Origin of the sequence: Actinophytocola sp. (genome assembly GCF_050699915.1) — a bacterium.
Lineage (GTDB): Bacteria > Actinomycetota > Actinomycetes > Mycobacteriales > Pseudonocardiaceae > Actinophytocola.
Genome location: NZ_JBOHGA010000216.1, coordinates 1 through 10,252, shown reverse-complemented (window position 1 = coordinate 10,252; position 10,252 = coordinate 1). Strand labels below are relative to the sequence as shown.

The following is a 10,252-nucleotide window of genomic DNA, read 5'->3' as shown; positions in this document are numbered from 1 at the left end:
GACCGGTTGGCCGCCGGGGTGCGGCTCGGCGCGGTCGCGATGGGTCGGATGGGGGCGCAGCCGCCGGTCAGCCGTCGATGACCCGGTGCTCGCCGGCCTCGATGGCCGTCGCGGAGCGCTGGTAGCGGTTGACGTCCTCGGCCTTGCGCGGCGGGCGGTCGTTCGCGACGAGCACCGCGATCCACGGCAGCGGGACGGACAGCAGCACGAAGCCCAGCGCGAGCCACCAGGTCTCGTGGAGGATGCCGGCCAGGATCAGGCAGGGCAGGCGCAGCAGCATCATCGTCAGGTACTTGCGTTTGCGCGCCGCGTACTCGTCCTCGTACGACGGCGCCGCCTCGGTGATGAGAACCGGGGTGTCGTCCCGCTCGGCCTTCACGACACCACCTCCTGCCACCCATGCTCCCACCACGCGGAGCCGATTGCGCCATCCGGGTGGACCTATCTCGAACGCCCCTGGATTCCCGGTATGAAGGTCACATGACGTCGAGCGGGTTCGCCACGCGACCGGACCTGTTCCAGCAGCTTCCGCTGGAACGTCTGCGGTACACGGTCACCGAGGCGAACCTGTTACGGCACCTCGATCCCGGCCCGCAGCGGGTGCTGGACGTCGCCGGCGGCAACGGTGTCGAGGCGCTCCGGCTGGCCGCGCGCGGCCACGAGGTCACCGTGCTGGACCCGGCCGGCGCGATGCTCCACCGGGCCATCGAGACGGCCGACGCGCTCGACATGGCCGACCTGCTGCACGTGGTCCAAGCCGGTGCCCTGGACGCCCCGGAGGTGTTCGCCGGCCACGAGTTCGACGTGGTGCTGTGCCATAACCTGCTGCACTTCGTGGACGAGCCCGGCGAGATGCTCGGCGCGGTGATCGCTCCACTGCGTACCGGCGGGCTGCTGTCCGTGCTCGGCCCCAACGCCGACTTCGACCCGATGCACGCGGCCCTGCGGGAGCGGGACCCGGCGCAGGCCGTGCGGGCGCTGTCGCGGGAGGCGTCGGTGGGCGAGCTCGTGGCGCAGCTCGCCGAGCTCGGCGTCGAGGAGGTCGTCCGGTACGGGGTGCGGTGCGTGAGCGACCTGCTGCCGAACGTGGACACGGACCCCGTCTTCCTTGAGGACCTGGAGCGGCTCGAGCTGGCGATGGCCGACCGGATGCCGCAGCTGCTGACCGCACGGTTCTTCCACCTGGTGGCCCGCCGCTGAGCCCGTGCTGCGAGCATGATCGCCGTGCGAGCGGTGGTGGCGCGGGTGACCCGGGCGAGCGTGACGGTCTCCGGTTCCGTCGTGGGCTCCTTCGACGAGCCCGGCCTGCTCGTGCTGCTCGGCGTCTCCACATCGGACTCGACGAGCCAGGCCGAGACGATGGCCCGCAAGTTGCACGAGCTTCGCGTCCTGCGCGACGAGCAGTCCTGCGCCACGACGGGCGCGCCGCTGCTCGTCGTCAGCCAGTTCACGCTGTACGGCGACACGCGCAAGGGCCGCCGGCCGTCGTGGACCGCCGCCGCCCGGCCCGACGACGCGGAACCGCTGGTGGACGCGGTCGTGGCCGACCTGCGTGAGCGCGGCGCCCGGGTCGAGACCGGCCGCTTCGGCGCGACGATGGCCGTCGAGACCGTGAACGACGGCCCGTTCACGGTGATCGTCGACGTGTGAGTCCGCCGTCACGCGGTACTCCGTCACGCCTGAGGCCTCCGCCTCGTCTCTAAGGAAAACCTCAGGTTTGGTCGAGCAACTTGTGTGGCGCGAATGACGTCATCCAGTTGGGAAGTCGGGAACGAATCGATACGTGAGCGCGTTTTGAGGAGTGTCCAGCCATCGACAGGCGATCGGTCGAGGGTTTCACCGGGCAACAGGGCCGGTGTGTGACGTACCGCACACCAGCCCGCGAACAGGGGGAGGGAGAGCATGACGGTCCCACAGCAGCGCGAGCCGGAGCCCGCCGAGATCGACCTTGATACGCAGAGCCCCGCGGCCGACCTGGTCCGCGTGTACCTCAACGGAATCGGCCGCACGGCGCTGCTCAGCGCGGCGCAAGAGGTCGAGTTGGCCAAGCGCATCGAGGCCGGAGTATTCGCCCAGCACATGCTCGAGACCGATAACCGGGGGAGCGCGAAGCGCACGGAGCTCGTGGCGCTGGTCCGCGACGGTCACCTGGCGAAGAACCACCTGCTCGAGGCGAACTTGCGGCTCGTCGTGTCGCTCGCGAAGCGGTACACGGGGCGCGGCATGCCGCTGCTCGACCTGATCCAGGAGGGCAACCTCGGGCTCATCCGGGCGGTGGAGAAGTTCGACTACACCAAGGGCTTCAAGTTCTCGACCTACGCCACGTGGTGGATCCGTCAGGCGATCACCCGCGGCATGGCCGACCAGGGCCGGACGATCCGGCTGCCTGTCCACCTGGTGGAACAGGTCAACAAGCTCGCGCGGCTCAAGCGCGACCTGCACCAGCAGCTCGGCCGCGAGGCCACCACCGACGAGCTGGCCAGCGAGGTCGGGCTCACCCCCGCGAAGGTCGCCGACCTGCTCGACCACGCGCGCGACCCGGTCAGCCTGGACATGCCGGTCGGCTCGGAGGAGGACGCCCCGCTGGGCGACTTCATCGAGGACGGCGAGGCCACCGACGCCGAGAGCGCGGTGATCTCCGGCCTGCTGCACGACGACCTGCGCCGCGTGCTGGGCACGCTCGACGACCGCGAGCAGTCGGTGATCCGGCTGCGGTACGGCCTCGACGACGGTCAGCCGCACACGCTCGACCAGATCGGCAAGCGCTTCAGCCTGTCCCGCGAGCGCGTCCGCCAGATCGAGCGCGAAGTGATGTCGAAGCTGCGCCAGGGCGAGCGAGCCGAGAGGCTCCGCGCGTATGCGAGCTGACCAGCCTCGACGCGAGTTTCCTTGATCGAGCAACCCTTTTCGGCGCCGCTACGTCCCTGATGCAGACGCATCATTGACCATTGACATGTGACCGTCGGCACGGCACGGTCAAGGCACCGGGACTACGCGGTGCGGATAGACAACTACTATCCGTAACGCATTCCACGGGAGGTCGGGACAGCCGGGGGCTGCCCCGGCCTTCCGGCTTTCGGCCTTCGTGGTGCGCGTTCGCGGAACGCGCTCACCGGTTAGGCCTCCTTGCGACAGCGCCCCTTCCATCCTTGTTGGGGCCAGCGCCTCCTTCTTTGCGTGCAGGAGCGCCCGGTAACGTCGGGAGCCACCACGTGTCGAGGGAGTTTGCGGTGTCCAGCGCTTTTGAGTTCACCGAGGTTCTGCCGGTTGGGGCGGATCTTGAGACCGAGTACCGCCTCGTCACCGCTGATGGCGTGCGGGTCGTCGAGGCGGCGGGGCGGCGGTTCCTCGAGGTCGAGCCGCAGGCGCTCACGACGCTCGCCAACGAGGCGATCCGGGACATCCAGCACCTGCTGCGCCCCTCGCACCTCGCCCAGCTGCGCGCGATCGTCGACGACCCCGAGGCCAGCGGCAACGACCGCTTCGTCGCGATGGACCTGCTCCGCAACGCCTGCATCTCCGCGGGCGGTGTGCTGCCGATGTGCCAGGACACCGGCACCGCCATCGTCATCGGCAAGCGCACCGAGAACGTCCTCACCGGCGGCCGCGACGAGGAGGCCCTGTCGAAGGGGATCTTCGACGCCTACCAGCAGCTGAACCTGCGCTACTCCCAGCTCTCCCCGCTCACCTTTTGGGACGAGCGCAACACCGGCACCAACCTCCCCGCCCAGATCGAGCTCTACCACAAGGACGGCGACAAGCCCGCCTACGAGTTCCTCTTCATGGCCAAGGGCGGCGGCAGCGCGAACAAGACCTTCCTCTACCAGGAGACCAAGGCGCTGCTGAACCCCAAGCGCCTCGCCCGGTTCCTCGACGAGAAGCTGCGCAGCCTCGGCACCGCCGCCTGCCCGCCGTACCACCTCGCGATCGTCGTCGGCGGCACGTCGGCCGAGTACAACCTCAAGGTCGCCAAGCTCGCCTCCGCCCGCTACCTCGACACGCTGCCACTCGAGGGCGGCCCGGCCGGCCACGCCTTCCGCGACGTCGACCTCGAGCAGCAGGTGCTCGACATGACCCGGCAGTTCGGCATCGGCGCACAGTTCGGCGGCAAGTACTTCTGCCACGACGTACGCGTCATCCGTCTCCCCCGCCACGGCGCCTCCTGCCCCGTCGGGCTCGCCGTGTCGTGCTCGGCCGACCGGCAGGCCAAGGCGAAGATCACCGCCGACGGCGTGTTCATCGAGCAGCTCGAGCGCGACCCCGCCCGCTTCCTGCCCGAGGTCTCCGACGAGGAGCTCACCGACGAGGTCGTGCGCGTCGATCTCAACCAACCCATGGCGCAGATCCGCGCGACGCTCGCCGCGCTGCCGGTGAAGACCCGGCTCTCCCTCACCGGTCCGCTCGTCGTCGCGCGCGACATCGCCCACGCGAAGATCAAGGAACGCCTCGACGCCGGCGAGCCCATGCCGTCGTATCTGCGCGACCACCCCGTCTACTACGCCGGCCCGGCCAAGACGCCCGAGGGCTACGCGTCGGGCTCGTTCGGGCCGACCACCGCCGGGCGGATGGACTCCTACGTCGAGCAGTTCCAGGCCGCCGGCGGCTCGCTCGTCATGCTCGCCAAGGGCAACCGGTCCCAGCAGGTCACCGACGCCTGCCGGACGCACGGCGGCTTCTACCTCGGCTCGATCGGCGGCCCAGCCGCGCGGCTCGCACAGGACTGCATCAAGAAGGTCGACGTGCTCGAGTACGCCGAGCTGGGCATGGAGGCGGTGTGGCGGATCGAGGTCGAGGACTTCCCCGCGTTCATCGTCGTGGACGACAAGGGCAACGACTTCTTCGCCGGCACCTCGCAACCGGTCCTGCAGATCGCCTTCCGGCGCTAGCCCTTCCTCAGCGGCCGATCGCCAGGTAGATCGTGCGGTCGGCGAGCGGGGCGTCCAGCGTGACGACCACCGGCCGCGGCGTCACCTGCGCGGTGCAGGCACCACCACTGTCGGGCCGGCCGCCCGGTGGCCGGGGCAACGGGCGCAGCATGATCCGGATGTCCGCGGCCGACTGGTCGAGCACGACCGCCTCCGCGTCGGTGCAGCCGCTGCTGGCCGCGGCGAAGAGCTGCAGTGAGCGGCCGCCGTCGAACTCCCACACCTCGCCGCGGTGCTCGTAGTAGACCGGCAGCGCACTGGAGTCGACCTGGGCGGTGGGCACCTTCGTCACGCCCGCTGGCACGACCACGCCGGTCGGCGAGAGTGACACCGGGGCCGACGTCTCACTCGGCGGCTTCGGCTGCTCGGGCGGCTCGGGGTTCTCCGGCGGCTTGGTGGCGGTCTGGCTCGGAGTCTCGCTCGGCGCCGTCTCGGTGGCCGGCTTCTCGCCTGCGGGTGCGGCGGTGTCCTGTCCGCAGCCGGCGAGGCCGACCGCGGCGGCCACGGCCAGGGTGGCGACCATCAGTGCCCTCATGGGAAGAGGACGGTAGCCGCCGGGCCGGCGGTTGCACGAAAAGGAGGTGGGCCCGGCCGCGCTGGGGCGAGCGCGGCCGGGCCCCTTGGGGAGAGGAGAGAGGTCTATCTAGCTCTTACGCTGCTCGTTCTTCAGCACGATCTTGCGATCGCCGAGCGGCTCCTTCAGTTCGGTCGTGAGCTTCGGGTAGCGCAGGTCCATCGTGCAGGCCTGCGGTGCCTTCGGCGTGGTCTCGACCATGGTGATCACGACCTGGGCGGCCGACTCGGCCGGCTCGACGCTGGCCTTGCCGCAGCCGCCTTCCTGCGCGACCACGCCGACGGTCCTTCCGTCGTCCTCGGTCCACACCATGACGGGGTAGCCCTTGGCCAGTGCCTTCGTGTCGAGCTGGGCGGCGGCGACCTTCTCGCCGCCCGACGGTGGTGTCCTGGCCGGCTGGCGGTCAGGCTGTTCTTCCGCCGGCGCCGACGTCTCAGTCGGGCGGGTGTCTCCCGCGTTGTCCTGGCTCTCCTGCGGGTTGGCGCAAGCGCTCGCGAGAAAGAGCAGAACGCCGGCGCCAACGACGGTTCCTAGGCGTTTCATGTGTAGAGGACGAGCCCCGGTGCGCGGCGCGTTGCACCCTGTTCGGCAAACCCTACTTTCGTAGGAAGCTGCCGCTCAGTGACCGCAACCGGCGCGGTCCGCTGTCCTGTAGCGAGGGTGGCGGCCCGACCCGCACCCGGGCTCGCACCACCGACGCACCGCCCGCCGAGGCCAGGATCGGCTCCAGCGCGAGCCAGCGGACCCGCGGCACGTCCTCGGCCAGCGCGGCGACCCGGATGACCAGGTCGGCGAGCGCGTCGAGGTCGGCCGGCTCGGTGCCCCGGTAGCCGGCGAGCAGCGGCGCGGCTCGGGGCGCGCGAACCAGTGCGGCGGCGTCCGCGTCGGTCAGCGGCAGCGCCCGGTAGGCCCGGTCACCCAGGAGGTCACTGACCACACCGGACAGTCCGAACGAGACAAGCGTGCCGAACGACGGGTCGTCCTGGACGCCGATCGCGCAGCCGGTGCCCAGGGGCGCCATGCGCTGGACGTAGACCTCCGGCGCTTCGGCCAGCTCCGCCATCCCGTCGTACGCCGCGCGCACCGAGTCCTCAGTGGACAGATCGAGCCGGACGCCGACGAGGTCGACCCGGCGCCAGAAGCGCTCGCCGGTGGCCTTCACCGCCACCGGGAAGCCCAGCTCCTCGGCGGCCGCGACCGCCGCGTCGGCGTCTGCCACGACGCGGTACGGCACGACGTCGATCCCGTAGCAGCCCAGCAGCCGCACCGTGTCCTCGTCCGAGAGCTCCCCCGCGCCGTTCGCGATCTCCCGCGCGGTCTCGACGTCCAGGCCCTCGGGGCGTACCAGCTCGCCCTGCGGCCGTTGCCGCCACTCGGCGTAGCGGGTGGCGCGGGCCAGCGCGAGCACGGCGCGCTCGGGGCTCGGGTAGGACGGGATCGAGCCACGGCCGGGGGCGCCGCCGGGTCCGGGGATCGCCAGCTCGTCGGGGATGCCCTCGGTGGCGAGGAACGTCGAGACGATCGACTTGCTCTCGTCCAGATCCGCGACGACGTCGCGGATGGCGCGAGCGTAGGCGGCGCCCGGAATGGCCAGCGGCGGCACGAACACGACGACGAGCGAGTCGATGGCATCGTCGCGCAGGGCGCGCCGGACCGCGTCGGCGAACACGTCCGGCCCGGCGTCCGCGCCGACGTCGACCGGGCCGCCGGCGAGCTGGAGGTCGCGCGCGAGGGCGGCGTCCGCGGCGAGCACGCCGATCGCCGACGAGTTCCCGACGATCGCGACCCGGCTGCCGCCGGGCAGCGGCTGGTGCGCGAGGAGGAGCGCGGTGTCGAAGAGCTGGGCGATCGAGTCGACGCGGATGACGCCGGCCTGCTCGAACAGCGCGGCCACGCTCGCCTCGTCGACCTCGACCGAGGTGACGGCGAGCGCGGGCGGGGCGGCGTTGCGCCCGGACTTCACGGCGACGATCGGCTTGACCCGCCCCAGCCGGCGGGCGAGCCGGCCGAACTTGCGCGGGTTGCCGAAGGACTCCAGGTAGAGCAGGACCACGTCGGTGGTCGCGTCGGTCTCCCAGTACTGCAGCAGGTCGTTGCCGGAGACGTCCGCGCGGTTGCCGGCGGAGACGAAGGTGGACAGGCCGAGTCCGCGGGCGGTGGCGTCGGCGAGGATCGCGGTGCCGAGCGCGCCGGACTGGCAGAAGAAGCCGGTGCGGCCGCGGCTGGGGATGTGCGGCGCGAGCGTGGCGTTGAGCCGGATCGCCGGGTCAGTGTTGATCACGCCGAGCGCGTTGGGGCCGATGACACGCATGCCGTGTGCGCGGGCCTCGGCGACGAGCCGGCGTTCCGCGCTCTCGCCGTGCGGGCCGGCCTCGCCGAAGCCGGAGGAGATCACGACGAGTGCCTTGACGCCCTTGGCGAGGCAGGCGTCCATGACCTCGTCGATGCCGGCCGCGGGCACGGCGACGACCGCGAGGTCGACCGGGTCGGGGATGTCGAGCACGCTCGGGTAGGCGCGCACCCCGCGGACGGACGGCCGCTCGGCGTTGACCGGGAAGACGGGTCCGGCGAAGTCGGCGCCGAGCAGGTTGCCGAGCACGGCGTAGCCGATCTTGCCCGGGTCGGCGGAGGCGCCGATGAGGGCGACCGAGCGCGGGTGCAGGAGGTTGTGCACGCTGCGCGCCTCGGCGGCCTGCTCGCGGGAGCGGGCGACCTCGACGGCTCGCTCGGTGGGGTCGATGGCGAACTCGAGGTGGTAGACGCCCTCGTCCATGGCGCGGGTGACCTGGTAGCCGGCGGCGCGGAACACGCCGAGCATGGCCGAGTTCTCGGCGAGCACCTCGGCGACGAAGGTGCGGACCTCGCGCTCCCGCGCCGCGGCGGCCAGGTGCTCGAGGAGGATCGGGCCGAGCCCGCGGTGCTGGTGGGCGTCCTCGACGACGAAGGCGACCTCGGCGGAGTCGGTGCCCTTGAGCCGCTCGTAGCGGGCGACGGCGACGATGTCGTCGCCGAGCTTGACGATGAAGGCGACCCGGTCGTCGTGGTTCACGGTGGTGAACCGCTTCAGGTCGCGCGGCGGGATCTGCGGGTAGGCGCCGAAGTAGCGCAGGTAGCGGGTGCGCTCGGACATCCGGCCGTGGAAGGCGAGCAGCGCCTCGGCGTCGGTCGGTACGATGGGTCTCAGGTGGACGGTGCCGCCGTCGGACAGCACCAGGTCCGCCTCCCACGCCTTGGGGTAGTCGAACGGATCCATCGGCGGTCCCTCTGTCGGTCCCTCGTGTCCCCGGTCAGTCTCTCGGGTCGTCCGGGTCCAGGCCGTGCAGCGGGAAGATGGCACGCCGGGTGTCCCGGATCGTGGCGTCCACCCGCTCGTCGACGGTGCCGTCCCAGGGTTCGAAGTCGGTGCTCTTCCGATCGGTCATGGCCTCCGGCAGCTCGGCGCTCGGGGCGATCTCGTCGACGAAGTCGGTCCACTCGCGAGGGAGTGTCGTGGCGGGGTCGACCTCGCGGTCGAGCATGGTGGCGAGCAGATGGGTCCACGAGCGCGGGACGACGCGCAGCAGCTGGTAGCCGCCACCGCCGCAGGCGAGCCAGTGGCCGCGGGCGTACTGCTCGGCGAGCTCGCGCACGGTGCGGTAGATCCGCCGGTGCCCGTCGACGGAGAGGGACAGTGCGGCGAGCGGGTCCTCGTCGTGGGTGTCGACGCCGCACTGGCTGACGAGCAGCTGGGGCCGGAAGGCCTGGAGCAGCGACGGGACGACCGCGTGGAAGGCCCGAAACCACGCGCGGTCGTCTGTGTAGGGCGGCAACGCGACGTTCACCGAGGTGCCCTGCGCGTCCTCGCCCCCGGTCTCGTCGGCGAACCCGGTGCCGGGGAAGAGAGTCAGCGGGTTCTGGTGCAGGGAGATCGTGAGCACGCGCGGGTCGTTGTAGAAGGCCTCCTGCACACCGTCGCCGTGGTGGACGTCCGTGTCGAGGTAGGCGATGCGCTCGAACCCGTTGTCCAGCAACCATGAGATGGCGATCGCGGCGTCGTTGTAGACGCAGAACCCGGCGGCCCGGTCGCGCATCGCGTGGTGCAGCCCACCGGCGATGCTGACCGCCCGCTTGGTCGCGCCCGAGGCGATCTGCTTGGCCGCGAGCAAGGAGCTCCCGACCACCATCGCGGACGCCTCGTGCATCTCGCTGAAGATCGGGTTGTCCGGAGTGCCGAGCCCGTGGCCGACGTCCCACCCGGCCATCGGGGCCTCGCGGACGGCGGCGACATAACCGGAGTCGTGGACGCGCTCGATCTCGGCCTCGGACGCCTCCTCGGGCACGAGCAGCTCGACCCCGTCGAGCACCCCGAGCGCCGAGGCCAGCCGGATCGTCAGATCCAGCCGAATCGGATGCAGCGGATGCTCACCACCGAGGTCGTACCCCAACAAGGCCGAATCCCACACGATCGCCGCCGGCAGGTCCATGCGCTCACCCTATCCGCGCGAGGCCCCCACAGCCCGCCTTCGAGCCGCCCGCCACACGCCGCCCCGCCCAGTGACGGCGGAGGCGTCAGCCGGGGTCGGCGCCCGTGGCGATCAAGCGGGTCGGGTCGGCGCTCCACTCCGACCAGGAGCCGACGTACAGGCCGGCCGGCGCGACCGCGCTCGTCACGCCTGCCACCTCCAGCGCGAGCACCACCGACGCGGCCGTCACGCCCGAACCGCAGTACGCGGCCACCGGTCGCCCGGCCGCCGCGCCCGCGTCCGCGAAGCGC

Annotated in this window: 9 protein-coding genes and 1 pseudogene; 4 read left to right on the top strand and 6 right to left on the bottom strand. The window is 71.4% G+C overall.

From position 1 onward, the window contains the following. Window positions 1-67: 67 nt before the first annotated feature. Window positions 68-379, bottom strand: coding sequence for a DUF3099 domain-containing protein (locus tag ACRDSK_RS27490; protein ID WP_431444225.1), 312 nt, complete (start codon window positions 377-379; stop codon window positions 68-70). A 101-nt stretch (window positions 380-480) separates the two neighbouring features. Here ACRDSK_RS27490 and ACRDSK_RS27485 point away from each other — a divergent pair, with 101 nt between their 5' ends. The 4 genes from ACRDSK_RS27485 to ACRDSK_RS27470 all read left to right on the top strand — a co-directional run bounded on the left by ACRDSK_RS27485 (window position 481) and on the right by ACRDSK_RS27470 (window position 4,886). Then, window positions 481-1,200, top strand: a complete 720-nt coding sequence (locus tag ACRDSK_RS27485; RefSeq protein WP_431444224.1) for a class I SAM-dependent methyltransferase — start codon at window positions 481-483, stop codon at window positions 1,198-1,200. 24 nt (window positions 1,201-1,224) lie between these two features. After that, window positions 1,225-1,650, top strand: coding sequence for a D-aminoacyl-tRNA deacylase (gene dtd, locus ACRDSK_RS27480; protein ID WP_431444226.1), 426 nt, complete (start codon window positions 1,225-1,227; stop codon window positions 1,648-1,650). Between the two features lie 252 nt (window positions 1,651-1,902). Further along, window positions 1,903-2,868 (top strand): sigma-70 family RNA polymerase sigma factor, encoded by a 966-nt coding sequence (locus tag ACRDSK_RS27475; RefSeq protein WP_431444223.1) that lies wholly within the window; start codon window positions 1,903-1,905, stop codon window positions 2,866-2,868. 362 nt (window positions 2,869-3,230) lie between these two features. Further along, window positions 3,231-4,886, top strand: coding sequence for a fumarate hydratase (locus tag ACRDSK_RS27470; protein WP_431444220.1), 1,656 nt, complete (start codon window positions 3,231-3,233; stop codon window positions 4,884-4,886). A gap of 7 nt (window positions 4,887-4,893) precedes the next feature. On the opposite strand, the gene ACRDSK_RS27465 is transcribed toward ACRDSK_RS27470, so the two are convergent. From ACRDSK_RS27465 to ACRDSK_RS27445, 5 genes and pseudogenes are all read right to left on the bottom strand, one after another. Then, the gene (locus tag ACRDSK_RS27465; RefSeq protein ID WP_431444218.1) at window positions 4,894-5,460 is read right to left on the bottom strand and encodes a hypothetical protein; all 567 of its coding nucleotides are present in this window, start codon (window positions 5,458-5,460) and stop codon (window positions 4,894-4,896) included. 108 nt (window positions 5,461-5,568) lie between these two features. Then, window positions 5,569-6,042: a hypothetical protein gene (locus ACRDSK_RS27460; RefSeq protein WP_431444217.1), complete on the bottom strand. Its 474-nt coding sequence runs from the start codon at window positions 6,040-6,042 to the stop codon at window positions 5,569-5,571. Between the two features lie 52 nt (window positions 6,043-6,094). Beyond that, complete coding sequence (locus ACRDSK_RS27455) at window positions 6,095-8,752, bottom strand: GNAT family N-acetyltransferase (protein WP_431444216.1); 2,658 nt, start codon at window positions 8,750-8,752, stop codon at window positions 6,095-6,097. 34 nt (window positions 8,753-8,786) lie between these two features. Beyond that, window positions 8,787-9,962 (bottom strand): acetoin utilization protein AcuC, encoded by a 1,176-nt coding sequence (locus tag ACRDSK_RS27450; RefSeq protein WP_431444215.1) that lies wholly within the window; start codon window positions 9,960-9,962, stop codon window positions 8,787-8,789. A gap of 85 nt (window positions 9,963-10,047) precedes the next feature. Further along, a pseudogene (locus tag ACRDSK_RS27445) lies at window positions 10,048-10,252 on the bottom strand (sulfurtransferase); the annotation flags it as partial.